General features: G+C 73.8%; 26 protein-coding genes and 2 tRNA genes. 21 read left to right on the top strand and 7 right to left on the bottom strand.

Annotated features, from left to right (window positions below; genetic code table 11):
• Positions 1-85: 85 nt before the first annotated feature.
• Complete coding sequence (locus G7072_RS12340) at positions 86-979, bottom strand: 3-methyladenine DNA glycosylase (RefSeq protein WP_166086778.1); 894 nt, start codon at positions 977-979, stop codon at positions 86-88.
• A gap of 52 nt (positions 980-1,031) precedes the next feature.
• On the opposite strand from G7072_RS12340, the gene G7072_RS12335 reads away from it, so the two are divergent.
• The 11 genes from G7072_RS12335 (at position 1,032) to G7072_RS12285 (ending at position 9,357) form a co-directional block, all read left to right on the top strand.
• Positions 1,032-1,832, top strand: a complete 801-nt coding sequence (locus G7072_RS12335; RefSeq protein WP_166086777.1) for a fumarylacetoacetate hydrolase family protein — start codon at positions 1,032-1,034, stop codon at positions 1,830-1,832.
• Positions 1,825-3,318, top strand: coding sequence for a glutamate--tRNA ligase (gene gltX / locus G7072_RS12330; RefSeq protein ID WP_166086775.1), 1,494 nt, complete (start codon positions 1,825-1,827; stop codon positions 3,316-3,318). The genes G7072_RS12335 and gltX overlap by 8 nt, the downstream gene beginning before the upstream one ends.
• Entirely contained in the window at positions 3,315-4,541 is a 1,227-nt protein-coding gene (locus G7072_RS12325) for a CPBP family intramembrane glutamic endopeptidase (RefSeq protein WP_166086773.1), read from the top strand. The genes gltX and G7072_RS12325 overlap by 4 nt, the downstream gene beginning before the upstream one ends.
• Before the next feature lie 106 nt (positions 4,542-4,647).
• Positions 4,648-4,719, top strand: a tRNA-Gln gene (locus tag G7072_RS12320).
• A 90-nt stretch (positions 4,720-4,809) separates the two neighbouring features.
• Positions 4,810-4,882: transfer RNA gene (locus G7072_RS12315), tRNA-Glu, on the top strand.
• A 105-nt stretch (positions 4,883-4,987) separates the two neighbouring features.
• Positions 4,988-6,535 (top strand): Ada metal-binding domain-containing protein, encoded by a 1,548-nt coding sequence (locus G7072_RS12310; protein ID WP_166086771.1) that lies wholly within the window; start codon positions 4,988-4,990, stop codon positions 6,533-6,535.
• Positions 6,532-7,101, top strand: a complete 570-nt coding sequence (locus G7072_RS12305) for a methylated-DNA--[protein]-cysteine S-methyltransferase (RefSeq protein WP_240916918.1) — start codon at positions 6,532-6,534, stop codon at positions 7,099-7,101. Before G7072_RS12310 ends, G7072_RS12305 begins: the two co-directional genes overlap by 4 nt.
• 114 nt (positions 7,102-7,215) lie before the next feature.
• The gene (locus G7072_RS12300; RefSeq protein WP_166086769.1) at positions 7,216-7,785 is read left to right on the top strand and encodes a hypothetical protein; all 570 of its coding nucleotides are present in this window, start codon (positions 7,216-7,218) and stop codon (positions 7,783-7,785) included.
• Entirely contained in the window at positions 7,782-8,501 is a 720-nt protein-coding gene (locus tag G7072_RS12295; protein WP_166086767.1) for a hypothetical protein, read from the top strand. Before G7072_RS12300 ends, G7072_RS12295 begins: the two co-directional genes overlap by 4 nt.
• On the top strand, positions 8,498-8,953 hold the full coding sequence (locus G7072_RS12290) for a hypothetical protein (protein WP_166086765.1): 456 nt from the start codon (positions 8,498-8,500) through the stop codon (positions 8,951-8,953). The genes G7072_RS12295 and G7072_RS12290 overlap by 4 nt, the downstream gene beginning before the upstream one ends.
• Positions 8,950-9,357: a hypothetical protein gene (locus tag G7072_RS12285; RefSeq protein WP_166086763.1), complete on the top strand. Its 408-nt coding sequence runs from the start codon at positions 8,950-8,952 to the stop codon at positions 9,355-9,357. Before G7072_RS12290 ends, G7072_RS12285 begins: the two co-directional genes overlap by 4 nt.
• A 40-nt stretch (positions 9,358-9,397) precedes the next feature.
• Here the strand turns inward: G7072_RS12285 and G7072_RS12280 are convergent, their stop codons facing one another.
• Complete coding sequence (locus tag G7072_RS12280) at positions 9,398-10,117, bottom strand: IclR family transcriptional regulator (protein ID WP_166086761.1); 720 nt, start codon at positions 10,115-10,117, stop codon at positions 9,398-9,400.
• Between the two features lie 89 nt (positions 10,118-10,206).
• Between G7072_RS12280 and leuC the strand changes: the two genes are divergently transcribed.
• The 3 genes from leuC to G7072_RS12265 all read left to right on the top strand — a co-directional run bounded on the left by leuC (position 10,207) and on the right by G7072_RS12265 (position 13,363).
• Positions 10,207-11,616: a 3-isopropylmalate dehydratase large subunit gene (gene leuC / locus G7072_RS12275; RefSeq protein WP_166086759.1), complete on the top strand. Its 1,410-nt coding sequence runs from the start codon at positions 10,207-10,209 to the stop codon at positions 11,614-11,616.
• Positions 11,617-11,645: 29 nt separating this feature from the next.
• A complete protein-coding gene (leuD, locus tag G7072_RS12270) occupies positions 11,646-12,239 on the top strand; it encodes a 3-isopropylmalate dehydratase small subunit (RefSeq protein ID WP_166086758.1) in 594 nt (197 codons plus the stop codon).
• Between the two features lie 230 nt (positions 12,240-12,469).
• Positions 12,470-13,363 carry an HU family DNA-binding protein gene (locus G7072_RS12265; protein WP_166086756.1) on the top strand — a complete coding sequence of 298 codons (894 nt, stop codon included), beginning with the start codon at positions 12,470-12,472 and terminating at the stop codon, positions 13,361-13,363.
• Between the two features lie 127 nt (positions 13,364-13,490).
• Here G7072_RS12265 and cofC read toward each other — a convergent pair whose 3' ends face one another.
• On the bottom strand, positions 13,491-14,225 hold the full coding sequence (cofC, locus tag G7072_RS12260) for a 2-phospho-L-lactate guanylyltransferase (RefSeq protein WP_166086754.1): 735 nt from the start codon (positions 14,223-14,225) through the stop codon (positions 13,491-13,493).
• A gap of 142 nt (positions 14,226-14,367) precedes the next feature.
• Between cofC and G7072_RS12255 the strand changes: the two genes are divergently transcribed.
• A complete protein-coding gene (locus G7072_RS12255; protein ID WP_166086752.1) occupies positions 14,368-15,165 on the top strand; it encodes a lysophospholipid acyltransferase family protein in 798 nt (265 codons plus the stop codon).
• A complete protein-coding gene (locus G7072_RS12250) occupies positions 15,162-16,163 on the top strand; it encodes an NAD(P)H-dependent glycerol-3-phosphate dehydrogenase (RefSeq protein ID WP_166086750.1) in 1,002 nt (333 codons plus the stop codon). The genes G7072_RS12255 and G7072_RS12250 overlap by 4 nt, the downstream gene beginning before the upstream one ends.
• 34 nt (positions 16,164-16,197) lie before the next feature.
• Here the strand turns inward: G7072_RS12250 and G7072_RS12245 are convergent, their stop codons facing one another.
• Positions 16,198-17,313 (bottom strand): PLP-dependent transferase, encoded by a 1,116-nt coding sequence (locus tag G7072_RS12245; protein ID WP_166086748.1) that lies wholly within the window; start codon positions 17,311-17,313, stop codon positions 16,198-16,200.
• Positions 17,314-17,346: 33 nt separating this feature from the next.
• On the opposite strand from G7072_RS12245, the gene G7072_RS12240 reads away from it, so the two are divergent.
• On the top strand, positions 17,347-18,501 hold the full coding sequence (locus G7072_RS12240; protein WP_166086746.1) for a D-alanine--D-alanine ligase family protein: 1,155 nt from the start codon (positions 17,347-17,349) through the stop codon (positions 18,499-18,501).
• Positions 18,502-18,510: 9 nt separating this feature from the next.
• On the opposite strand, the gene G7072_RS12235 is transcribed toward G7072_RS12240, so the two are convergent.
• Positions 18,511-19,008 carry a DUF3515 family protein gene (locus G7072_RS12235; protein ID WP_166086744.1) on the bottom strand — a complete coding sequence of 166 codons (498 nt, stop codon included), beginning with the start codon at positions 19,006-19,008 and terminating at the stop codon, positions 18,511-18,513.
• A 95-nt stretch (positions 19,009-19,103) separates the two neighbouring features.
• Positions 19,104-19,340, bottom strand: a complete 237-nt coding sequence (locus G7072_RS12230; protein ID WP_166086742.1) for an Lrp/AsnC ligand binding domain-containing protein — start codon at positions 19,338-19,340, stop codon at positions 19,104-19,106.
• A 117-nt stretch (positions 19,341-19,457) separates the two neighbouring features.
• Here G7072_RS12230 and G7072_RS12225 point away from each other — a divergent pair, with 117 nt between their 5' ends.
• Entirely contained in the window at positions 19,458-20,489 is a 1,032-nt protein-coding gene (locus G7072_RS12225; RefSeq protein ID WP_166086740.1) for a thiamine-phosphate kinase, read from the top strand.
• 79 nt (positions 20,490-20,568) lie between these two features.
• On the opposite strand, the gene rpmB is transcribed toward G7072_RS12225, so the two are convergent.
• Complete coding sequence (gene rpmB / locus G7072_RS12220; protein ID WP_166086739.1) at positions 20,569-20,754, bottom strand: 50S ribosomal protein L28; 186 nt, start codon at positions 20,752-20,754, stop codon at positions 20,569-20,571.
• Positions 20,755-20,957: 203 nt separating this feature from the next.
• On the opposite strand from rpmB, the gene G7072_RS12215 reads away from it, so the two are divergent.
• The 3 genes from G7072_RS12215 to rsmD are packed head-to-tail and all read left to right on the top strand — an operon-like array spanning position 20,958 to position 25,540.
• On the top strand, positions 20,958-22,664 hold the full coding sequence (locus tag G7072_RS12215) for a DAK2 domain-containing protein (protein WP_240916916.1): 1,707 nt from the start codon (positions 20,958-20,960) through the stop codon (positions 22,662-22,664).
• 15 nt (positions 22,665-22,679) lie between these two features.
• A complete protein-coding gene (locus G7072_RS12210; RefSeq protein WP_166086737.1) occupies positions 22,680-24,947 on the top strand; it encodes an ATP-dependent DNA helicase RecG in 2,268 nt (755 codons plus the stop codon).
• Positions 24,944-25,540 carry a 16S rRNA (guanine(966)-N(2))-methyltransferase RsmD gene (gene rsmD, locus G7072_RS12205; protein ID WP_166086735.1) on the top strand — a complete coding sequence of 199 codons (597 nt, stop codon included), beginning with the start codon at positions 24,944-24,946 and terminating at the stop codon, positions 25,538-25,540. Before G7072_RS12210 ends, rsmD begins: the two co-directional genes overlap by 4 nt.
• Positions 25,541-25,562 lie beyond the last annotated feature (22 nt).

The raw sequence follows: 25,562 nt of genomic DNA, 5'->3' as shown, positions 1-25,562 counted from the left end.
GGCTGCCGCGCCCGCGACGTGCGAACGACGAGCCGGGTCACGAGACCCGCGCCGAGCACCCCGATGACGTCCGGGTCTCGTCGGCCTAGGAGGCCAGCAGGCGCTCGCACTCCTCGATCAGCCGCGCCCGCAACGGTGCGCCGCGCTCGGCGAAGGTGCGCTGCGCGGCGGCGTACTCGGCCTTGCCCTCCGCCGTCTCGACCCGCACCGGGGCGTGGTCCCACCCCGCCAGCCCCGAGAAGTCGTACGGCGACGCGCGCATGTCGAGCACGCGGATGTCCCACGCCAGCGCGAAGCAGTCGGCGACCAGCTCCGAGGCGACGAGCGGGGTGAGCCGGAAGGCGTGCTTGTAGAGGTCCATCCCGGCGTGCAGGCAGGCGGGCTGCTCGAACGCCGGCCGGTCCTCCCGGCCCGGTTGCAGCGTGTTGAGCCCGCGCGCCGGCTCGGTGAAGAACCGGAACGCGTCGAAGTGCGAGCAGGCGACCCGGTGGCCCTCGACGACCTCGTCGGTCCCCGTTGTGCCGAGGCGCAGCGGCCAGGACGCGTGCCGCACGTCGTCCGGCGACTGCCGGTAGACCATCGCCCACTCGTGCATCCCGAAGCAGCCGAAGTGCGGCGCCCGCCCGGCGGTCGCGGCCAGCAGCCAGTGGACCTGGGAGAGCACGGGCCGGCGCGTGGCCAGGAGGTCGGGGGAGACCCCCACCCCGTCGGGCCCCTCGACGTACCCGGTCAGCGACAGCCAGTCGGCCCCGTCGACCAGGGCCACGCCGTACCCGGGGTGCCAGCGGCGCAGCGCGGCCGGCCGCTGGGAGTAGTAGGTGAACAGGAAGTCCTCGACCGGGTGGCTGCCGCCCACGCGCCGACGCGCGAGGAAGGGGGCCGTCCAGCGGTCGACGCGTGCCTCGTGGGCGGCGCGCCGTCCCTGCCACACCGACGGTGGCAGGACGGTCGCCCGAGCGAGATCCGTCGTGCCGTCCACAGCGTCGAGCCTAGTCGCGGGAGCGGCCCCTCCCCACCGGTAGGCTCGGACGGTGCGCATCGCGAGATTCACCACGGGTGAGGACCCCCAGTTCGGGGTCGTCACCGGAGACCTGGACGAGCACGGCGAGCTGGACCCCGACGCGAGCATCGTGGCCCTGGCCGGCGACCCGCTCTACGTCGGGATGAAGCCGACCGACCAGAGCTTCCGGCTGGCCGACGTCCGGCTGCTGGCGCCCGTGCTGCCCCGCAGCAAGGTGGTCGGCATCGGGCGCAACTACGCCGCGCACGCCGCCGAGATGGGCAGCGACCTGCCCGAGGAACCGTTGATGTTCCTCAAGCCGAACACGTCGGTGGTCGGCCCCGGCGACCCGGTGTTCTACCCGCGCCAGTCCCGCAACGTCCACTTCGAGGGCGAGCTGGCCGTGGTGGTCGGACGGATCTGCCGTGACGTGCCGGTCGAGAAGGTCGCGGATGTCGTCTTCGGCTACACCGTCGGCAACGACGTCACGGCCCGCGACCTGCAGCGCTCCGACGTCCAGTTCACCCGCGCCAAGGGGTTCGACTCCTTCTGCCCGCTGGGCCCGTGGGTCGAGACCGACCTCGACGCCTCCGACCTGCGCGTGCGCACCTTCCTCAACGGCGACCTCAAGCAGGACGGCACCACGAAGGACCTGATCTTCGACGTCCCGACCCTGGTCTCCTACGTCTCCTCCGTCATGACCCTGCTGCCCGGCGACGTCATCCTCACCGGCACCCCGGAGGGCGTCGGGCCGATGGAGGTCGGCGACGAGGTGGACGTCGTCATCGACGGCATCGGCACTCTCAACAACAAGGTGGTCTCCCGTGACTGACGCCCCGGCGTCTCCCGTCCGCGTCCGGTTCTGTCCCTCACCGACGGGGTCGCCGCACGTCGGCCTGGCCCGGACGGCGCTGTTCAACTGGGCCTTCGCGCGCCACCACGGCGGCACGTTCGTCTTCCGCGTCGAGGACACCGACGCCGCGCGCGACTCCCAGGAGTCCTACGACACGATCCTCGAGGTCATGCGCTGGCTCGGCTTCGACTGGGACGAGGGCCCGGAGGTGGGCGGCGACTTCGGCCCCTACCGGCAGTCGGAGCGCTTCGACACCTACGCCGAGGTGGCCGACAAGCTGCTGGCCGCCGGGAAGGCCTACCACTGCTACTGCTCGCAGGCCGAGCTCGACGAGCGCAACGAGAAGGCCCGTGCGGAGGGCCGCACCCCGGGCTACGACGGCCACTGCCGCGACCTCGGCGACGAGGCGCGCGCGGCGTACGTCGAGGAGGGCCGCCGCCCGGTCGTCCGCTTCCGGATGCCGGACGCGGCGATCACCTTCGACGACCTGGTGCGCGGCGAGATCACCTTCCAGAGCGAGCACGTGCCCGACTACGTGCTGGTGCGCGGCAACGGCCACCCGCTCTACACGCTCGTCAACCCGCTCGACGACGCGCTGATGGAGATCACCCACGTGCTGCGCGGCGAGGACCTGCTGTCCTCGACCCCGCGGCAGATCGCGCTGCACGCCGCGCTCGCCGAGATCGGCGTCGGCAGCGGTACGCCGCCCCGCTTCGGCCATCTGCCCTACGTCATGGGCCAGGGCAACCGGAAGCTGTCCAAGCGCGACCCGGAGGCCAACCTGCTCGGCTACCGCGACCAGGGCTTCCTGCCCGAGGGGCTGCTGAACTACCTGGCCCTCCTGGGCTGGGCGATCGCCGAGGACCGCGACATCTTCTCCATGGAGGAGATGGTGGCGGCCTTCGAGATCGACCGGGTCAACCCCAACCCGGCGCGCTTCGACCTCAAGAAGGCCGAGGCGATCAACGCCACGCACCTGCGGGCGCTGCCCGTCGAGGAGGCCGCGCGCCGGATGGTCCCCTTCCTGCACGCCGCCGGCCTCGTGGACGACCCGCTCTCGCGCGAGGAGTCGTCGCTGCTGGCGGCGGCGTCGCCACTGGTGCAGGAGCGCATGGGCAACCTGGCGGAGTCCGTGGACATGCTGGGCTTCCTCTTCGTGGCCGAGGACGGCTTCGCGCTCGACCCCGCGGACGCCGCCAAGCTGGTGGAGACCGAGGACGGTCAGACCGTGGTCCGGGCGGCTCGCGAGGCGCTGGGCTCCCTGGACGCGTGGACGACCGAGTCGATCGAGGCGGCCCTGCGGAGCGCGCTGATCGAGGACCTCGGCCTCAAGCCGCGCAACGCCTTCGGCGCCGTCCGCGTCGCGATCACCGGTCGTCGGATCTCGCCGCCGCTCTTCGAGTCCATGGAGCTGCTCGGGCGCGAGCGTTCGCTGGCCCGCCTCGACGGGGCCGTCGCGGCATGAGCGGCCCCGGGGGAGCGCCGCCGTACGGGCAGCCCGGCTGGGGTCCGCCCCCCGGCCAGGACCCCTACGGCCAGTCGGGGTGGGGCCAGCCCTACCCCCAGCCCTACCCGCAGCCCTACCCGCAACCGCAGCCGCCGTACGGCCAGTCGCCGTACGGCCAGCAGCCTCCCGGCTGGGGTCCGCCGCCGGGCTGGCAGCAGCCCGCACCCCCGTTCCAGCCGCCGCCGGAGCCGGACCCGCGCTGGGCCTTCCCGCACCCCGAGCCCCGGCCCTACCACCAGATGCTGCGGACCTGGACCTACCGGACCTGGAAGCCCCTCGTCGGCGTCCTGCTCGTGGTCCTCGGTCTGGTCATCGTGCTCCCACTGATCACCTTCCCGGTGCTGCTCGTCGCCGCGCTCTTCGAGCCCGGGGACATGAGCTACGGCGACCGCATCTTCCAGGCCGCCACCCTGGAGAAGCTGACTCCCTCGGGGCTGCTCTACCTCAACGTCGCCCTCGGCGCGATGATCCTGTGGGTCGGTCTCGTGATGCGCTGGCTGCACCACCTGCGCCTGCGCTGGTCCTCCTCGGTGGTGCCCAAGCTGCGCTGGACGTTCATGGCCGGGTGTGCCGGCATGGCCGTGGTCGCGCTGATCGCCCAGGTGGTCGTCGGCGCGCTGGTGCCGCAGAGCGCGAACCCCGACGTGGCCGGCCAGGCCAACGCCGTCACCGGCACCACCATCGCGCTGGCGGTCGTCGTGCTCCTCACCACGCCCTTCCAAGCCGCCGGCGAGGAGTACGCGTTCCGCGGCTACCTGCTGCAGGCCATCGGGGCGCTGGCGCGGCACAAGTGGATCAGCATCGTGCTGACCGCGCTGCTCTTCGCGGTGGCGCACCTGCAGTTCGACCCGCCGTTGTTCTTCGACCGCTTCATGTTCGGGCTGATCGCCGCCTGGCTGGTGATCCGCACCGGGGGGCTCGAGGCCGGCATCGCCCTGCACGTGCTCAACAACTACCTCGCGTTCGGCTTCGCGATCGCCTTCACCGACCTCGACTCCGCCCTCGACCCGGGCGACGTCAGTTGGTGGAACATCCCGGTCACGCTCACCCAGTCGCTGGTGTACGCCGTGCTCGTGCTGTGGCTGGCCAGGCGGATGAAGGTGCAGACCACGACCCGTCCACCCCACCTCGACGAGCCGGAGCAGCAGCCCGCCCAGGCGGTGTCCGCGGGGCCGGTGTGAGGCACCTCTCGGGCGGTCCCCGCTTTTGGTCAGACCCGGCCTGACGTGTATTCTCAACCGGGCTTCGAGAGAAGCCGACCGGGTCTCGCGAGAGGCCCACATCCCATGGGGTATGGGGTAATTGGCAGCCCGACTGGTTCTGGTCCAGTTAGTCTAGGTTCGAGTCCTAGTACCCCAGCGAACGACGAGAGTCCCGCTGTGCGCGGGAGGCACGGGCCGGCCGATTTGGCCGGGTCACCGCCCTCCGCTAGGCTCTCTCGCGGTTCACGCCCCCGTTGTGTAGCGGCCTAGCACGCCGCCCTCTCAAGGCGGTAGCGCCGGTTCGAATCCGGTCGGGGGTACGAGAATGGAGGGCCCTGTCTCCACGAGGCAGGGCCCTTTCTCGTGCGTGGGGCGGCGTCCGATTCCCGCTAGCACCACGACCGCGGACGACGCAGGATGGGGACATGACACCGTCCGCCGCGCTCGCGCTCCCCGACGCCGACGCGTGCTACCGCGCCGTCTCGAGCCGCGACCGCCGCTTCGACGGGGTCTTCTACACCGCGGTCCGCACCACCGGCATCTACTGCCGGCCCTCGTGCCCCGCGCGGACGCCGCACCAGCGCAACGTCACCTTCCACCCCACGGCGGCGTCGGCACAGGCGGCGGGGTTCCGTGCCTGCCGCCGGTGCCTGCCGGACGCCACCCCGGACTCCCCGCGCTGGGACGTCGCGGCCGACACCGCCGGTCGCGCGATGCGCCTGATCGCGGACGGTGTCGTCGACCGCGACGGCGTGGAGGGCCTGGCCGCGCGCCTGGGCTACAGCGCGCGCCACCTCAACCGTCTCCTGGTCGCCGAGCTCGGGGCCGGCCCGCTGGCGCTGGCGCGCGCCCGCCGTGCCCACGACGCCCGGGTCCTGCTCGAGACGACCGACTGGCGCACGGCCGACATCGCGTTCGCGGCCGGCTTCGCCAGCGTCCGGCAGTTCAACGACACCGTGCAGGAGGTGTACGCCGCGACGCCGACCGAGCTGAGGGGCGGACGGTCGCGCAGCGGGTCGGCACCCGCCGGCCCCGGCGCCGTCGTGGGCGTCGACGTCCGCATCCCGGTCCGCCTGCCCTTCGACGCCGACCGGATGGCCCAGTTCCTCGCCTTCCACCTGGTGCCGCGCGTGGAAGCCGCAGGGCCGGGGTGGTACACCCGCAGCCTCCGGCTGCCCCACGGGTACGGCGTGGTCCGGCTCGACCTCGCCGACGCCGCCGTCACGGGCCTGGTGCGCGGCCACCTGACCGTGTCCGACGTCCGCGACGTCGGCTCGGCCGTCGAGCGGTGCCGGCGGCTGCTCGACGCCGGCTGCGACCCCGACGCCGTGGGCTCCGCGCTCGGTGACGACCCGGTACTGGCCGGCTCGCTGCGGTCCCGACCGGGACTGCGCACCCCCGGCCACGTCGACGGCGACGAGATCGCCCTGCGGACCGTGCTGGGCCAGCAGGTGTCGCTCAAGGCGGCCAACCGCCTCGGCGGGGTGCTCGCCGAGCTCGCCGGGGACGACCTGCCCGAGGCGCTGCACCGCGACGGCGTGACCCGCGTCTTCCCGACGCCGGCGCAGGTGGCCGCGCTGCCCGGCGACGCGATGCCGATGCCCCGCAGCCGGCAGGCGACGCTGGCGGTGCTGGCGACCGCGCTGGCCGCGGGGGAGGTGGCGCTCGACCGCAGCGCCGGCCGGCCCGAGACCCGCGCCGGGCTGCTGGCGCTCAAGGGCGTCGGACCGTGGACGGCCGACTACGTGCTGATGCGCGCGCTCGGCGACCCCGACGTCTTCCTGCCCGGTGACGTCGCCGTGCGTGCCGTGCTGGCCGACCACGGTGTCAGCGGCAGCGGCGCCCTGGCGGACTTCGCCGACCGCGTCAGCCCCTGGCGCTCCTACGCCGTCATGCACCTGTGGGCCGAGCGCCTCGACGCGCTGGCCGCACCCACCTCGACGACACCCACCCCACGAGAGGACCCCCGATGACACCGCACGACAGGACCCGCTGGACCGAGGTCGACAGCCCGGTCGGACCTCTGCGGCTCGTGGCCCGCGACGGTGCGCTGAGCGCCGTGGAGTTCCTCGGCGAGATGCCCGACGGCCCCGGCGAGGCGGCGAGCGTGCGGGTGCACGCGGCGCGGGCGGCGGCCGGTGGAGCGGCGGCACCCGTGCCGGGGGAGCGGGCCGACGACGAGGCGGTGCTGGTCGCCGCGGCCGCCCAGCTGGCGGCGTACTTCGCCGGCGAGCGGACCGACTTCGACCTGCCTCTGGCGCCCCACGGCACGCCGTTCCAGCAGGAGGTGTGGACGGCGCTGCGCGGCATCGCCTACGGCACCACCGCGACGTACGGTGAGATCGCCGCGGGACTCGGCCGCACCGGGCACGGCGCCCGCGCCGTCGGGGTGGCCAACGGACGCAACCCGATCCCGGTGATCGTGCCCTGCCACCGCGTCGTGGGCGCGTCGGGGGCGCTCACCGGCTACGGCGGCGGGATGGACCGCAAGCGGGTGCTGCTGGAGCTCGAGGGGGCCCTCGAGCCGAGGCTGCTCTGAGCGTCGGTGGTTCGATCACCTTTCGAGTGGGAATGATGCGCTTCGACCGATGTCGACAGCCAGGGGGCGTTCTCAATGACGGGCGAGTACCGCGTACATCCGGACGGCTTGGGGGTGCTGCGTGACGCGCTGTCGCAGAACGCCGACGAGCTGCAGCGCATCCACGACTTCCTGACCACCAACTGCGGTCACACCGACGCCTTCACCGGCTTCCTGCAGGTGTTCAAGGGTCAGTACAGCGACGCGTACTCCACCGCCACCGAGGGCATCAGCACCGGTGTCGAGGGGGCCCGCCAACGGATGCAGGCGATGGCGGAGACGCTGGACAGCTACGTGCAGTCCGACGACCACATCGCCGGCGCCATGAACACGCTGGCGCCCCGGATCAGTGCCGTCGACGGCGAGGTGGCCCCTCCGGGGGGACCCACCGGGCTGCCCGGCGCCGTCAAGCACGCCGGCAAGGGCGTCAGCACCGCCATCAACCTGCCGGGCATCGCCGAGAGCTACGCCGACAACGGTCTGCCCAACTTCTTCGACCAGTACAAGCCACCGGAGCACGGCACGCCCGCGTCCCCGCTCGACGTGGTGGACCAGGGCATCCAGATGACGGAGAACTTCGGCGACGTCGGCGAGGCGTCCGAGGACATCCACGACTACGGCGACTTCCTCGAGGAGAACGAGTGACCATCACGCTGACCCACCGCTCGCCCGAGCTCTACGCCGCCGAGATGACCGGCGCCGAGGGGGCGCTCATCGACAGCCTCCGCGACGACTGCGGCTACGTCATCCAGGGCATCGACTGGGTGACCCGCAAGGTCGGCTTCGACCTGATCGGGTCGATCTTCGACCCCATCGCCGGCGACTTCGGCACCGTCGATGCCATGTCGGCCTCCTGGGCCAGCGCGGGCACCGCGCTCGGTGACATCTCGGAGAACTACGCCGCGATGGTCACCGCGCTCCCCGAGGCGTGGGAGGGGCCCGCGTCCTCCGCGGCGCTCACCCACCTGAGCCAGGTGTCGGACGCCCACGCCACCCAGCAGGAGGCGTGCACCCTCATCTCGCGCCAGATCCAGAACATGCTGGAGATGACACGCACGACCTGCGAGCTCATCGCCGAGTGCCTGAGCTTTGTCGACGAGATCGTGCTGTCGCTGACGGCGGCCAAGATTCTCAAGGAGATCGCCACCTTCGGCGGCAACATCCGCAAGATCGTCTCGCTCGTGCGCCGCGCCATCGACTTCGTCCAGGACCTGTCGAAGCTCATCCCCGCGCTCCTGAAGGCGGCAGCCGGCCTCGCGGCGGTCATGAAGGCGACCAACGCCGTGCTCAAGCTCAGCGTCGTGGGCACCAACTACGGAGCCGGCAACTACGTGAACGAGACCGCGGACGCGGCCTGGTGAGCAGCAACGACGCCGCCCAGCAGGCGCTGGCCGAGCTCCGCGCGGCCGTCGCCGCGTCCGACCGCGCCAAGGTCGAGCTGCAGCAGCAGGTCAGCGCTGCGCGCGAGGAGGTGGCCCAGGCGCGCGACCGGTTCCGCACGGAGCAGGCCGAGCGGCGCCAGGCGGAAGCGGCCGCCGACCGTGACGGGGAGAACGGCCGTGCCCGTCAGGAGCTCCAGCGCCGCATCGACGCGCGCCAGACCGACTGGCACCAGGTCATGCGCGGCGTGGACACCCACTGGTCCGCCGTCGAGGTCCGTCAGGAGCTGGAGCGGGGGATGGACGCGAGCCTGAGGCAGCTGCGCGAGTCGGACCCCGAGCTGGCCGAGGAGATCGAGGCCATCCGCGACGGCCGTGCCGAGCCGCGGCTCGGTGACCGCCGCGACCACGAGCCACCCGAGGGGTCCGCGTGAGCACCACCGGTCCCGGTCCGGCACGCGGCGACCAGGGCGGGAGCGCCGGCCCGGAGGAGCTCGCGGCGCGGCGGCAGGACGCCGACGTCGCGGCGGCCGGCATCGAGAGCAACTTCCTGACGTTCCGCATGCTGCCGCAGATGGTGCTCCCGATCGGCGGCATCCCGCTGTTCGTCTTCTTCATCATCGGCTCCGACGACCCGGCGGTCACGATCCGCTGCCTGGCGGGCATCGCCTTGATGGCGGCGTCGGTGTGGCTGCACTTCACGTCGTTCCGCGAGCGCCAGCGGGCCGCGCACGCCGCGCTGCGGGGCGAGACCTACGACCGGTCCGGGTTCTACCGCCCGTACCTCGCGTGGTTCCTCGGCCTGCTCGGCTTCGCGGGTCCCTGGTACTTCAACTGAGCCCGGCCGACCCGGCCGGCTCCGCCGCGGTCCCGCCGGCTCACTCGTCGCCGCGGCGCAGCGAGCCCGACAGCCGGTCGGCAGCCGCCAGCACGGCAGGGGCGTGCATCCGGCCGGGCTGCCGGGTGAGCCGCTCGAGCGGTCCGGACACCGACACCGCGGCGATGATCTTGCCCGAGGGGGAGCGCACCGGGGCGGACACCGAGGCGACACCCGCCTCGCGCTCGCCCACCGACTGCGCCCATCCCCGGCGCCGGATGCCCGAGAGCGCGGTGGCCGAGTAGGCGGCGTTCTGCAGGCCCCGGTGCATCCGCTCGGGGTCCTCCCAGGCCAGCAGCACCTGCGCAGCGGACCCCGCACGCATCGTCAGCTGCGAGCCGACGGGGATGGTGTCGCGCAGGCCGGAGGGCCGCTCGGCGGCGGCGACGCAGACCCGGTGGTCGCCCTGGCGGCGCCACAGCTGGGCGGACTCGCCGGTGATGTCGCGCAGCCGGGCCAGCACCGGCCCGGCGGCGGCCAGCAGCCGGTCCTCGCCGGCGGCGGCGCTGAGCTCGGCGAGCCGGGGCCCGAGCACGAAGCGTCCCTGCATGTCACGGGCCACGAGCCGGTGGTGCTCCAGCGCCACGGCGAGGCGGTGGGCGGTGGGCCGGGCCAGGCCGGTGGCAGCGACCAGGCCCGCCAGCGTGGCAGGTCCGGACTCCAGGGCCGAGAGCACGAGGGCGGCTTTGTCGAGGACGCCGACTCCGCTAGAGTTGTCCATACTCTGATCATGCCGTCTCGCATACTGATATGCAAGCGTGGATCGGGGACCGAAAGACAGATCACACAGCGATGCATGGAGGTGGCGTCATGGGACGCACGTTGTCGGAGAAGGTGTGGGACGAGCACGTCGTCCGCCAGGCCGAGGGTGAGCCGGACCTGCTCTACATCGACCTCCACCTCATCCACGAGGTCACCTCCCCGCAGGCCTTCGACGGGCTGCGCCTCGCCGGCCGCCGCGTACGCCGACCCGACCTCACGCTCGCGACCGAGGACCACAACGTCCCCACGCTGAACGTCGACCAGCCCATCGCCGACCCGGTGTCCCGGACCCAGGTCGAGACGCTGCGCAAGAACGCCGCGGAGTTCGGCGTACGCCTGCACCCGCTGGGCGACGTCGACCAGGGCATCGTCCACGTCGTCGGACCGCAGCTCGGCCTGACCCAGCCCGGCATGACGATCGTGTGCGGCGACTCCCACACCTCGACCCACGGCGCCTTCGGCTCGATCGCCTTCGGCATCGGCACCTCCGAGGTCGAGCACGTGCTGGCCACCCAGACGCTGATGCAGGCGCGGCCGAGGACCATGGCGGTCACCGTGAACGGCAGCCTGCCGGCCGGCGTCACCGCCAAGGACCTCGTGCTGACCCTCATCACGCACACCGGCACCGGCGGCGGACAGGGCTACATCGTGGAGTACCGCGGCCAGGCCATCGAGGAGCTCTCGATGGAGGGCCGCATGACGGTGTGCAACATGTCGATCGAGTGGGGGGCCAAGGCCGGCCTCATCGCCCCCGACCAGACCACCTTCGACTACATCGAGGGCAAGCCCGAGGCGCCAACCGGCGCCGACTGGGACGCTGCCGTCGCGCACTGGAAGACGCTGGTCACCGACGACGACGCGACGTTCGACGCGGAGATCGTCCTCGACGCCTCCACCATGACGCCGTTCGTCACCTGGGGGACCAACCCCGGCCAGGGCGTGCCCCTGGGCGGCTCGGTGCCCGACCCCGAGGCCTTCGAGAGCGAGGGCGACAAGATCGCCGCCGCCAAGGCGTTGGAGTACATGGGGCTCGAGGCGGGCACACCGATGCGCGAGATCGACGTCGACACCGTGTTCGTCGGCTCGTGCACCAACGGCCGCATCGAGGACCTCCGCCTGGCGGCAGAGATCATCGGGGGCCACACCGTCGCCGACAGCACGCGGCTGCTCGTCGTGCCGGGCTCGGTGCGCGTGCGCCTGCAGGCCGAGGCCGAGGGGCTCGACAAGGTCTTCCTCGCCGCCGGCGCCGAGTGGCGCGGAGCGGGCTGCTCGATGTGTCTGGGCATGAACCCCGACCAGCTCACCCCCGGCGAGCGCAGCGCGTCGACGTCGAACCGCAACTTCGAGGGGCGTCAGGGCAAGGGCGGTCGCACGCACCTGGTGTCGGTCCCCGTCGCTGCGGCCACCGCCGTCGCCGGCCACCTCGCCAGCCCTGCCGACCTGCCCGCGCGGGTCTGACCCGACCGCCCCGACCGAGAGGATCCGTCATGGACGCCTTCACCCAGCACACCGGCACCGGGATGCCGCTGCGTCGCAGCAACGTCGACACCGACCAGATCATCCCCGCCGTCTACCTCAAGCGCGTCACGCGCACCGGCTTCGAGGACGGCCTCTTCGCGGCCTGGCGCAACGACCCCGACTTCGTGGTCAACCGTCCCGAGCACGCCGGGGCGACCGTGCTGGTCGCGGGACCCGACTTCGGGACCGGCTCGTCGCGCGAGCACGCGGTCTGGGCCCTGATGGACTTCGGCTTCAAGGTCGTCGTCTCCAGCCGCTTCGCCGACATCTTCCGCGGCAACTCGGGCAAGGCAGGGCTGCTCGCCGCGCAGGTGAGCCAGGACGTCGTCGAGCAGCTGTGGAAGCTCATCGAGCACGACCCCACGACGCAGATCGTCGTCGACCTCGAGGCCCGCACCATCCAGGCCGACGCGCTCACCGCGCCCTTCGACATCGACGACTACACGCGCTACCGGCTGCTCAACGGTCTCGACGACGTCGGCATCACGCTGTCGCACGAGGAGGACATCACGTCGTACGAGACGACGCGTCCGAGCTTCAAGCCCGTCACGATCCACGGCTGACGAGCCACACGCGAGACCCGATCCCCTTGCCCTGCAGGGGAAACGCGTCGCGACGTCCGTGCGGGCGGCCGTCGGCGGGCCGGTGCGGCGCGGACCGGGCGGCCGGAATCCCCCAAGAAACAACGCCAAAAGCCCGGAGAGTCGTTGTGAGGCCCTTCACTTTTCCCTAGCGTGCAGGCAGGCGCCGTGCAGAGGTTCGGCCCCAGAGCCGTTCACGAAAGGGATGTCCAGTGAACAAGACCCAACTGATCGATGCGCTCTCGAACCGATACGAGGGGAACCGCAAGCAGGCACAGCACGCGCTCGAGTCCGTCCTGGACACGATCACCCGTGAGGTCGCTCGCGGGGAGAAGGTGGCCATCACCGGGTTCGGATCGTTCGAGAAGCGGGTCCGTGAGGCCCGCTGGGTGCGCAACCCGCGCACCGGCGAGCGCGTGAAGGCCAAGAAGACCGCCGTGCCGAAGTTCACCGCCGGCGCTGACCTCAAGGCCGTCGTCTCCGGCGCCAAGAAGCTGCCCAAGCTGCCCAAGCCGGCGGAGCGTGCGGTCTCCAACGTCCGCGGCTCCAGCGCCGGCCAGAAGGCCGCCGAGGTGGCCAAGAAGGCCACCGCCCCGGCGAAGAAGGCCGCCGCGGCCGCCGCCCAGCCGGCCATCAAGGCCGCCGGTGCGGCCAAGAAGGCCACGTCCTCCTCCTCGTCGTCCTCGACGGCGAAGAAGGCACCTGCCAAGAAGGCGTCGACGGCGGCGAAGAAGACCACCTCGACGGCGAAGAAGGCCTCGACCACGGCCAAGAAGTCGGCGTCCTCCACCGCGAAGAAGACGACCTCCACCGCCAAGAAGGCCCCGGCCAAGAAGAGCAGCTCCTCGAGCACCTCGACCGCGAAGAAGTCGAGCAGCAGCTCGACGGCGAAGAAGGCGCCCGCCAAGAAGGCACCCGCGAAGAAGTCGAGCTCGTCGAGCTCGTCGACGGCGAAGAAGTCGAGCAGCAGCTCGACCGCCAAGAAGGCGCCGGCCAAGAAGAGCAGCTCCTCCGGCTCGTCGAGCTCGAGCACCGCCAAGAAGTCCACGGCCAAGAAGTCCACCGCGAAGAAGTCGACGGCGAAGAAGTCCGCCTCCAGCTCCTGAGCACAGCGACGCCGGTCCCGGCGTCCTGGTGTCCCGACGGCCCCGTCCTCGCCGAGGACGGGGCTGTCGTGCGTTTGGCGTGCGTCTGGCGTGCGTCTGGCGTGCGCCAGACGGGTGCCCGGCGGGGTCAGGCGCGGGGCAGGGCGGTGCCGGCCAGCGCGTCGCGGTCCAGCCCGTGCCGGGCCAGGGCGGCGCGGGTCGCCCCGCCGAGGTGGGGGTGCGCCACCAGCGGCGCCAGGTCGGCGGGGCTGTCGACGTCCGCGCGCAGCTCGGCGGGCACCCGCGCGGTCAGGTCGACCGCTGCGCGGGCGTGCGCGTCCCGCGACCCCGGGCCGAAGCGGGGGTCGAACAGGGCCGGCGGCGCGAGGTACGCCGTCGTCCCGGTGCCGGTGCGGTCGGCGACGAAGCCGGCCCCGGACCGGGGGGCGACGGCGAGGAGGTCGCCCAGCGCGCGCGAGGTCAGGGCGGGCAGGTCCGCGCACAGCGCGAGCACCGCGGTGCGGTCCGCGTCGGGGCGGGTGGCGCGGAGGTCGTCGACGCCTCGGTGCAGCGCCCGGTTGAGCTCGCGTGGCTCGGTGTCGGCGACGAGACGGGCGCGGCCACCCAGCTCCGACCGGACGAGGGCGGCGACCTGCTCGTCGGCGGTGACGACGACGACCTCGCGCAGCCCGGCAGCACCTCGGACGGCGGTCAGCACGTCACGCACGAACGCCAGCGCGAGGTCGCGCCGTACGTCGTCGCCCAGCACCGCCAGGCGCGACTTGGCCCGGTCGAGGGGCTTGACCGGGATCACCACGTCGACCCCGTCGGGTCCCCGGTCGTGGGCAGCCGCGGGCGGGAGGTCGGAGGGCGTCGGCGTCATCGTCGCCGATTGTCTCAGCCGCGACGACGGACCGGTCGCGGTGTCCGTCCGAGCGGCGCCGCGGGCAGTAGGGTTTCGTTCTCGTTCCCGAGTCGCCACGCGCCGGTCCTCCGCCGTGGCCCGGACAGGTGAGGAGGTCGCCGTGGCACGGACACGTGAGCGTCGGGGCGTCGCCTTCTCCGTCGGCGTGGCCATCGTCAAGCCCGTGCTGCTGGCGCTGACCCGCCGCGACTGGTCCGGGAGCGAGCACGTCCCACGCACGGGCGGCGCCGTGCTCGTGGCCAACCACGCCTCGCACCTGGACCCGCTCACCTTCGCCCACTTCGTGCACGAGCAGGGCCGCGTGCCGCGCTACCTGGCCAAGGCCGCCCTCTTCGACGTCTTCTTCGCCGGGTGGGTGCTGCGCTCCAGCGGTCAGATCCCGGTGCACCGCATGACCACCGACGCCTCGCGCGCCTTCGACGCCGCCGTGAGCGCGGTCCGTGACGGCAAGCTCGTGGTGGTCTACCCCGAGGGCACGCTGACGCGCGACCCCGACCTGTGGCCGATGGTGGGCAAGACCGGGGCGGCGCGCATCGCGCTCAGCGCCGGCGTCCCTGTCGTCCCCGCCGCGCAGTGGGGCGCCCACGAGATCCTCTACCCCTACAGCACGCGCCCGCGGCTGCTGCCGCGGCACACCATCCACGTGACGGCCGGTCCTCCGGTCGACCTCGACGACCTGCGCGGGCAGCCCGTCACCCCCGAGCTGCTGCGGCAGGCCACCGAGCGCATCATGGCGGCGGTCACCGGGCTCCTCGAGGAGATCCGCGACGAGCAGGCCCCGCCGGCCCGCTTCGACCCCCGCAGCGCCGGGGTGCAACAGATCGGCAACCCCCACCGGGACCCGCGCGCAGCGCGCGGCAAGCACCGACGCCTGGCGTCGAGAAGGAGAAGCAGATGACGCAGGTGGCCGTGTTCGGCGCTGGTTCCTGGGGGACGGCGTTCTCGCTGGTGCTGGCCGACGCCGGCCACGAGGTGACGATCTGGGGACGCCGGCCCGAGGTGTGCGACGCCATCAACCAGCAGCGGGAGAACACCGACTACCTGCCGGGCGTCCGGCTCCCGGACGCCGTCCGCGCCGCCGCCGACCCGGCCGAGGCCGCGAAGGGGGCCGAGCTGGTCGTGCTGGCCGTGCCGTCGCAGACGCTGCGCGCCAACCTCGGCGACTGGGCCGGGGTGCTGCCGCCGGACGCGATCCTCATGTCGCTCATGAAGGGCGTCGAGCTCGGCACCCTCAAGCGCATGAGCGAGGTCATCGCCGAGGTCACCGGCGCAGGGCCCGAGCGCATCGCCGTCCTGACCGGGCCCAACCTGGCACGCGAGATCGCCGCCCGCGAGCCCGCCGCCAGCGTCGTGGCCTGCGCCTCGGAGCCGGTCGCCGACCAGCTGCGGGAGTGGCTGCACGGCCCCCGCTTCCGTCCCTACTCCAGCGTCGACGTGGTGGGCTGCGAGCTCGGGGGCGCCTACAAGAACGTCATCGCCCTGGCCGTCGGCATGGCGGTCGGTCTCGGCTTCGGTGACAACACCACCGCCTCGCTCATCACCCGCGGCCTGGCCGAGACCGCGCGGCTGGCGGTCAAGCTCGGAGCCGACCCGCTGACCCTCATGGGTCTGGCGGGGATGGGCGACCTCGTCGCCACCTGCTCGTCGCCGCTGTCGCGCAACCGCACCTTCGGCGAGAAGCTCGGGCAGGGCATGACCACCGAGGAGATCACCGCCTCCACCCGCCAGGTCGCGGAGGGCGTGAAGTCGGCGGCCTCGATCCTCGCGCTGGCCGAGCGCAACGAGATCTACGCCCCGCTCGTCGAGGGCGTGCACCAGGTCGTGGTGGGGAAGTGGACGACCCACGAGATGATGGAGAGCTTCGCCTCGCGCGAGACCAAGCGCGAGCGCGACTGACCGCGCGCTCCTGGACCGCCCCGGCCCACCCGGCTCAGGCCGAGGCGAGCCCGTTCAGCGCGGTGTCCAGGTCGGCCCAGAGGTCCTCGACATCCTCGATCCCGACGGACGCACGCACCAGCGCCTCCGGGATGGTGGCGGCCTCGGACTTCCACCGGCGCCGACGCTCGAAGGTCGACTCCACCCCGCCCAGGCTCGTGGCGTGCACCCACAACGTCGTCGAGCGGCACAGCAGGTCGGCGGCCAGCGGCCCGCGGGTCGGCACGAAGGACACGATGGCCCCGAACCCGGGGTAGCGGACCTCGCCGACCTCCGCGTGCTCGCGCAGCCTCTCGACGAGCACCTGGGCGTTGGCCTCGGCCCGGTCCAGCCGGACCGCCAGCGTGCGCAGGCCGCGCAGCGCCAGCCAGGTCTCGAACGTGCCGGGGACGGCCCCCTCGAGGTCGCGCCGCTTCTTCAGCTCGTCGAGCAGCTGGGGGTCGCTCACGACCAGCGCGCCGAGCAGCACGTCGGAGTGCCCGGCGATGAACTTGGTCGCCGAGTGCACGACGATGTCGGCGCCCACCGACAGCGGCTGCTGGCGCAGCGGGGTGGCGAAGGTGTTGTCGACCACGACGTGCACGCCGGCCGCGTGCCCGGCGGCGACCACGGCCGCGAGGTCGACCACCTCCAGGGCGGGGTTGGTGGGGGACTCCAGCCACAGCAGGGCGGCGTCCTGGCAGGCCTCCGCGATCGCGGCCGGGTCCGTGACGTCGACGAGCGTGGCGGCGATCCGCCCGCGCGACTCCAGGTCGGCCAGCTGCATGATCGTGCCGCTGTAGGCGTGCCGCGGGGCGACGACCTTCGCGCCGTGGCCGACCAGCCCGAGCACGGTGCTGACCGCCGCCAGCCCGGACGAGAACGCCAGCGCCCGGCCGCCCTCCAGCTCGCCGAGGGCGGTCTCGAACGCCGACCACGTCGGGTTGCCGTAGCGGCCGTACTCCACGTCCCCGCCGGCGACGTACGTCGAGGCCGGGGTCAGCGGGGTGTTCAGCGGCTGGTCGGGCTCGTGGGGCGGCCGCCCGGCCGTCACGACCACGGTCCGGGGGGACAGGGCGGGCGCGTGCGACGCCCGCGACGCGGGGTCGGGCTGCGCGGCAGGGTCACTCATGCGGCCAGCCTAGGCGGGTAGGGTCGGCTCACCATGAGCGCCCTCACGCCCCCGTCCGGCACCCCGTCCGAGGGCTCGTCCGGTCGCCGGCCCCGCATCGCCCTGCTCTTCGGGGGACGCTCGAGCGAGCACGCCGTCTCCTGCGTGACCGCCGGCAGCGTGCTGGCGGCCATCGACACCGAGAAGTACGACGTGGTGCCGGTCGGCATCGCGACCGACGGACGCTGGGTCCTCGAGTCGGCCACCTCGGCCCACCTCGCGCTGACCTCCGCCGACGACCTCCCGCAGGTCGACCCCGGGCGACCGACCCTGGTGCTCGACCAGCGCCGCGAGCTCTCGGTCCGCTCCCCGGGCGAGGTGCCCGAGGAGCTCGGTGCCGTCGACGCGGTGTTCCCGCTCCTCCACGGCCCCTTCGGGGAGGACGGCACCGTCCAGGGCCTGCTCGAGCTCGCCGACGTCCCCTACGTCGGGTCCGGCGTGCTCGCCTCCGCGGTCGGCATGGACAAGCAGTACATGAAGATGGTGCTGGAGTCGGCGGGGCTGCCCACCCTGCCCTGGGTCGTGGTCACCGACCGGGTCTGGCGCACCGACCCGCAGCGCATCCGGGACGCCGTCGACGCGCTCGGCTTCCCCGTCTTCGTCAAGCCCTGCCGGGGCGGCTCCAGCATCGGCATCAGCAAGGTCGACGGGCCGGACGAGCTCGACGCCGCCGTCGAGGAGGCCCGACGGTGGGACCCGAAGGTGGTCGTGGAGCAGTCAGCCGGAGCGGGTGCCCGCGAGGTCGAGTGCGGGGTGCTCGACACCCTCGGGGACGGCCCGGCCGAGGCCAGCGTGCCGGCCGAGATCGTGGTCGACGCCGCTCACGCCTTCTACGACTTCGCCGCGAAGTACCTCCCCGAGGAGGCTACCCGGCTCGACGTGCCGGCCGACCTCGCCGCCGAGGTCGTCGACGAGGTGCAGCGGCTCGCCGTCGACGCCTTCGAGGTGATGTCGTGCGAGGGCCTGGCGCGCGTCGACTTCTTCCTGCTCGCCGACGGCCGGCTCGTCGTCAACGAGATCAACACGATGCCGGGCTTCACGCCCAGCTCGTTGTTCCCCCGGATGTGGGCCGCCTCCGGCGTGGACTACCCGGCTCTGGTGGAGCGGCTGGTGCAGCTCGCGCTGACCCGGCCCACCGGCCTGCGCTGAGGACCTCGGTCAGACGCAGCGGCCGCGGGCCGGCACGGTTGCGGCCACCGGCCCGGACAGGTCGGCCAGCACCTCCGCCGGCGGGCCGTACGACGCGGCGCGGGTCACCTCGACCACGACGAGCCGCTTGACCACGCTGAACACCACCTCGGGGCCCTGCGGGTCGACGAGGTCGTTGCCCCGGAAGAACCAGGCGACGTCGTCGACCAGCACGCACTCCGAGTCCCGCTCGAGCCCGCGCGGGGGCGGTCCGCCGCAGCGCAGCACGATCGCCGGGTCGCCCCAGGCGGCGGCGAGCACGTCGGGGTCGGCCACGTCGCGCCGCTGCTGTCCCTCGAGCGTCGCCGGCAGGTCGGCCAGCAGGTCGCGGCAGACGTCGGCCTCAGGTGCCGGCAGGTCCGCGACGGTGGGCCCGTCGACGGCGAGCGGACCGGGCCCCGTCGGGGCCGCGCCCTCACCGCCGGTGCACCCGGCGAGCAGCACGACAGGCAGCACGACAGGCAGCACGACAGGCAGCGCGACACGGCCGACGGTCCCGGCCAGGCGGGACGACGGTCGGGCGGCGTGACGGACGGGGGAGCGAGCAGGGATCGGGCGGGCCCTCAGATGTGGACGACCGGGCAGGTCAGCGTCCGCGTGATGCCCTCGACCGCCTGCACCTTGGCGACCACGAGCTTGCCGAGCTCGTCGACGTTGCTGGCCTCGGCCCGCACGATGACGTCGTACGGCCCGGTGACGTCCTCGGCCCGCGTGACCCCCTTGACGTCGGCGATCGCCGCCGCCACCTCCGCGGCCTTGCCGACGTCGGTCTGGATCAAGATGTAGGCCTGGACAACCATGAGGTGCTCCTGTCGTCGTGCCCTGGGATCGGGGCGGGTGCGGCGAACCTGGCTCAACCTACCGCGTGCCAGGGCCGCCCGGTACCGCCTCCTCGGACATGCGTTTCAATGCAGGGCATGGACCTCTCGCACCCCGCCGACCGCACCCGCGTCCCGTCGCCGACCGCGCCCCCCGCAGCGGCGGAGGCGACGCTCGCCGAGGTCGGGGAGTTCGGCACGATCGCGCGGCTCGTGGCGCGCTTCGGCACCGGTCCGCAGGTGCTGCTGGGGCCCGGCGACGACGCCGCGGTCGTGGCCGTCGGCGGGGCCGGCGGGTCCGGGGGAGGCCGGGTGGTCCTCACCACCGACGTCCTCGTCGAGGGGCGCCACTTCCGGCGCGACTGGGCCGAGGCGTCCGACATCGGGGCCCGTGCCGCGGCGCAGAGCCTCTCCGACGTCAACGCCATGGGAGGGCGCGCGACCGCGCTGACTGTGGGTCTCGCGGTGCCGCCCGGGACCGCTCTGGCCTGGGTGCTGGGCCTGGCGGACGGCCTCGCCGCGGAGTCGGCGCTGGTCGGCGCGGTCGTGGTCGGCGGCGACCTCACCCGGGCCGACACGGTGGTGGTCTCGGTGACCGCGATGGGCGGGGTGGACGGGGAGCCGGTGACCCGCGGCGGGGCCCGCCCGGGAGACCTGGTCGCGGTGAACGGACGCCTCGGCTGGGCCGCGGCCGGGCTCGCGGTGCTCGGCCGGGGCTTCCGCTCACCCCGCGCCGTGGTGGACGCCTACCGCCGCCCGGTCGTGCCCTACGCAGCCGGCCCGCAGGCGGTGCAGCTCGGGGCGACCTCGCTGGTCGACGTCTCCGACGGCCTGGTGGCCGACCTCGGCCACGTGTGCGCGTCCAGCGGGGTCGACGCGCTGCTGGAGAGCGCCGCGCTCGTCGTCGACGAGCCCCTGCAGGCCGTGGGCTCGGCCCTCGGCACCGACCCGACGGACTTCGTGCTCACCGGAGGCGACGACCACGCGCTGGTGGCGACGTTCGCGCCGGGCACCGCCCTGCCCGCGGGGTGGACGGTCCTCGGGCAGGTCGTCGCCGCCGCCGAGGAGCGGGGCCGGGTCCTGGTCGACGGCCAGGCGCCCGCAGGGGAGGGCGGCTTCCGCCACTTCTGAGCGCGGGACCGGGCCGCGCAAAAGCAGCGACCGACCCCGGCGAGCCGGGATCGGTCGGTGGTGTCGGGAGGTCAGCCGGTCAGCGGCTGACCTTGCCGGCCTTGAGGCAGCCGGTGCAGACGTTGAGGCGCTTGGGCGAACCGTTGACGGTCGCACGCACGCGCTGGATGTTGGGGTCGAAGCGACGCTTCGTGATCTTGCGCGACCACGGCCGGTTGTTGCCGAAACCGGGCCCCTTGGCGCAGATGTCGCAGACGGCAGCCACCGTGAACTCCTGATGAAACTCGAGGTCAGATTGAGTGGCCCCGACGTCCAAGTGGGCGTCCGGGCAACCGCGCTAGCGTATCCGATCCGGACAGGCCCACGCCAATCGTGGCGAGCGCCCGGTCGCGCCCGGGCGCTGTCGGGGTCCACCGCTAGCCTGTGGCGCGCGGACAGATCCTGGCAGGCCGGGGCGAGAGGGAGGGCGTGGGGGTCGTGGAGGACCGAGCGGCAGAGCGGACCGTCGGGCGCACCGTCGGCTTCGCCGTCGTCGAGCCGCTGCAGCGGTTCTCGGCGCTGGCGACCGAGGCGTTGCGGACGGCCCGCGAGGAGATCGACGCCCTCAACGTCTACCCGGTGCCCGACGGCGACACGGGCACCAACCTCTTCCTCACCTTCGAGGCCGCCGACGACGCGCTGCGGGAGGCCCTCGAGCAGGGCGGGCCCGAGGTCGCGAGGGTCGTGGCCGCCTACACCCGCGGTCTGCTCCTGGGCGCTCGCGGCAACTCCGGCGTGATCATGTCGCAGCTCGTCGGTGCGCTGTTCCGGCGGATCGCCGCGGCGGGCCCCGACGACCGGGCCGCCACGGTGGTGGCCGAGGGCATGCGGGCGGCGACCGCCGCCGGGTACGCCGCCGTCGGCGACCCGGTCGAGGGCACCATGCTCACCGTGGCCCGGGCCGCGTCCGAGGCGGCGCTGGCCGCGGCCGCGGACCCGACCCACCGGACCGCCCAGGTGTTCGAGGCCGCCTCGCGGGCTGCCGGGGAGGCGCTGGACCGCACCCCCGAGCAGCTGGAGGTGCTGCGCCGCTCCGGGGTGGTCGACGCCGGAGGACGGGGGCTGTGCCTGGTGCTCGACGCCGCCGCGGCCGCCTTCACCGGTCGCCGCGAGCTCACCGCCGACGTACGGCGCCCGCGCCGGCCCCTCCCGGCGCCGACCGACGCCTCCGCGCACCCGCTCCCGACCGACGACCTGACCGAGGACGGCCCGGCCTACGAGGTGATGTACCTCCTGGACGCCGCCGACGACGCGGCCGTCGACCTCCTGCGGCGCGAGCTGATGCCCCTCGGCGACTCCCTGGTCGTGGTGGGCGGCGAGGGCCTGTGGAACGTCCACGTCCACGTCGACGACGTCGGGGCCGCGATCGAGGCGGGCATCCGGGCCGGACGGCCGCACCGGGTCCGGGTCACCCACTTCGCCGAGCAGGTCGAGCAGGCCCGACGCGCCGCGGCCCGGGCGCACGGTCCCCGCACCGGCCGCGCGGTCGTGGTGGTGGCGCTGGGCGACGGCCTCGCCGAGGTCTTCGCCGAGGCGGGCGCCACCGTGGTCACGTCCGAGGTGACGCGTCGACCGTCCGCCGGGCGGCTGGTCGAGGCGATCCGCGCCACCGGCGCGGGCGAGGTCGTGGTGGTGCCCAACAGCCGCGACGTGCTGCCCGCCGCGGAGGCCGCCGCGCGGCTGGTCGAGGCCGAGGACGCCGTCCGCGTGGCGGTGGTGCCGACGCGGGCGCAGGTGCAGGGCATGGCGGCGCTGGCGGTCCACGAGCCGGGCCGCCCCTTCGAGCAGGACCTCGTCGAGATGACGGCCGCCGCCCGGCACGCGCGCTCCGGCGCGGTCACGGTCGCCGCCCGCCAGGCGATCACCTCCGCCGGCCCCTGCGAGGCCGGCGACGTGCTCGGTGCGGTCGAGGGCGACTTCGTCGTCGTGGGCCAGGACCTCGCGACCGTGGCGGTGGACGTGCTGGAGCGGATGCTGCGCGGTGGCGGCGAGCTGGTCACGCTCATCGCCGGACAGGGTGGGGACGAGGTGGCGGCCCGGTGCGAGGCGCACCTCGCTCAGGAGCACCCCAGCATCGACGTGCTGCGCTACGAGGGGGCGCAGGAGCGCTACCCGGTGCTGCTGGGGGTGGAGTGAGCCGGTGGTGAGGCCATGGTGAGCTGGGACAGCCGCCTGCCCGGGGTCGTCGGCAGCGGCGCGAAGGCGCTGGAGGACGAGCTCGGCCTGCGCACGGTGGGCGACCTGCTCCGTCACTACCCGCGCCGTCACCTCGACCGCACCACCGTGGGCTCGCTCGCCGAGCTGGTGCCGGGCGAGCTGGCGCTCGTCGTGGTCGACGTGGCGACGGCCGACGTGAAGCCCTACCAGGACCGCCGGACCGGGCAGACGGCCTACCGCGTCGTCGTCCGCGCCGAGCTCGCCGACGACACCGTCTGGCTGACGTTCTTCGACCGGCGCAAGCACGTCGCGGAGTGGCGGGTCACCAAGCCGCTGCGCCCGGGGAACCGCGTGCTCGTCTCGGGCAAGTTCGTCCGCAAGGCCTTCAACGGCCAGCTGCGCTGGGAGCTCGCCCACCCCGAGGTCGACGAGGACGACCTCGACCGCACCGGGCTCAAGCCGCTCTACCCGGCCCGGGGGAAGCTGACGTCGCTGAAGATCGAGAAGGCGGTGCGGACGGCAGTCGACGTCATGCCGGCCGTCCCCGACCCGGTCCCCGACGCCGTACGCCGCGAGCTCGACCTGGTCACGGAGGAGACCGCCCTGCGCTGGTTCCACGCTCCCGAGGACTGGGCGCAGCGGGGCGCGGCGCTCAAGCGGCTGAAGTTCACCGAGGCCTTCGTGGCCCAGGCGGCGCTCGCGCAGCGACGCCACCGGCACCGGCACGTGCAGGCGCGGCCGCGGGCGGGTCGCGCCGGCGGGCTGCTGGACGCCTTCGAGGAGCGGATGCCGTTCACGCTGACCGCGGGCCAGCAGGAGGTGGAGGCCGAGATCGTGGCCGACCTCGGGCGACCCCACCCGATGCAGCGGCTGCTGCAGGGCGAGGTGGGCTCCGGCAAGACCGTCGTCGCCCTGCGGGCCATGCTCCGCGTGGTCGACTCCGGGGCGCAGGCAGCGCTGCTGGCGCCGACCGAGGTGCTGGCCCAGCAGCACCACCGCTCGATCACCCGCATGCTCGGCGACCTGGCCGCCGGCGGCATGCTCGGCGGGCACCCCGACGCCACCCGGGTCGAGCTGCTGACCGGGTCGCTGCCCGCGGCCGCCCGCCGCCAGGCCCTGGGGCTCGCCGCGTCGGGGGAGGCCGGGATCCTGGTCGGCACGCACGCCCTGCTCCAGCAGGGCGTCGACTTCGCCGACCTCGCGCTCGTCGTGGTCGACGAGCAGCACCGGTTCGGCGTCGAGCAGAGGGCGGCGCTGGCCGCGAAGGCCGGCGGCGCCTCGGCCGGGTCGGGACCGGCCGCCCCGCCCCACGAGCTGGTCATGACCGCCACCCCCATCCCGCGCACGGTGGCGATGACCGTCTTCGGCGACCTCGAGACCTCGGCGCTGACCGAGCTGCCCGCCGGGCGCGCGCCCATCCAGACGACGGTGGTGGCGGTCCGCGAGCAGCCCGCCTGGCTCGACCGGGCCTGGGACCGGGTCCGCGAGGAGGTCGCCCAGGGGCGCCAGGTCTACGTGGTGTGCCCGCGCATCTCCGCCGACGCCGCCCGCGACGACGGCGAGGACCAGCCCGACGAGCCGGAGGACCCGACCGACGTCGAGGGGGAGGGCCCCGAGTCGTCGGGCGCCCGGTCACGCCCGCCCGCGCCGCCGATGGCGGCCGTCGAGGAGGTGGCGCCCCGCCTAGCCGGGGGCGCCCTCGCCGGGCTCCGGGTGGCCGCGCTGCACGGGCGGATGTCGGCCGACGACAAGGACGCCACCATGAGCGCGTTCGCCGCGGGCGGGATCGACGTGCTCGTCGCGACCACCGTCATCGAGGTCGGGGTCGACGTGGGCAACGCGACCACGATGGTGGTGCTCGACGCCGACCGCTTCGGCCTGTCCCAGCTCCACCAGCTGCGCGGCCGTGTCGGCCGCGGGGGGCACCCCGGCCTGTGCCTGCTCGTGACGACGAGCGAGGCGGGCAGCCCGGCGCGGGACCGCCTCGACGCGGTCGCCGCCACCACCGACGGCTTCGTCCTCGCCGAGCGCGACCTCGAGCTGCGGCGCGAGGGCGACGTGCTGGGCAGCAACCAGTCCGGCCACCACCGCTCGCTCCGGCTGCTGTCGGTGGCCCGCGACGCGGCGCTCATCACCACCAGCCGGGAGGCCGCGACCGCCCTGGTCGAGGCCGACCCCGACCTGGCGGGCGCCGAGGAGCTGCGGTCGGCGGTCCTGGGGCTCGAGATCGACGACCAGGCCGCGTTCCTGGAGAAGTCGTGACCCGCATCATCGGCGGCAGCGCCGGCGGGCGCACGATCCGCACCCCGACGGGCGACGCGACCCGGCCGACGACCGACCGCGTGCGGGAGGCGCTGTTCTCCGTCCTGCAGTCGCGGGTCGGGTCCCTGCAGGGCCTCACCGTCCTCGACCTGTACGCCGGCAGCGGGGCGATCGGTCTCGAGGCGGCCTCCCGGGGGGCGACCCGGGTGATCCTGGTCGAGAAGGACCGGCGCACCGCCGGGCTGGTCCGGCGCAACGCCGCCGACCTGGGCCTGGAGGTCACCGTCGTGGCCGCCCCGGTGGCCCGCTTCCTCGCCGGGGGACCGGACGCCGCGAGCCCGCCCGTCGACGTCGTGTTCGCCGACCCGCCCTACCCGCTGGCCTCCTCCGACGTCGCCGCCGACCTCACCGCCCTGGCCGGCTGGCTCGCCCCGACCGCCCTCGTGGTGGTGGAGCGCTCGGCGCGCGACCGGACCTGGGCCTGGCCCGACGGCTACGACGAGGTCGACCGCCGCCGCTACGGCGAGACGGTGCTGCTCCTCGCGCAACCCGCCGACCCCGCGGAGCCCGCCGAGGACGCCGGACCGCGCTGAGGTCCCCTGGTACGGTCCCCGG

This window comes from Nocardioides sp. HDW12B (genome assembly GCF_011299595.1).
GTDB lineage: Bacteria > Actinomycetota > Actinomycetes > Propionibacteriales > Nocardioidaceae > Marmoricola_A.
Note: the sequence above shows the minus strand (reverse complement) of the source record. Positions and strands in the feature narration are given on the sequence as shown.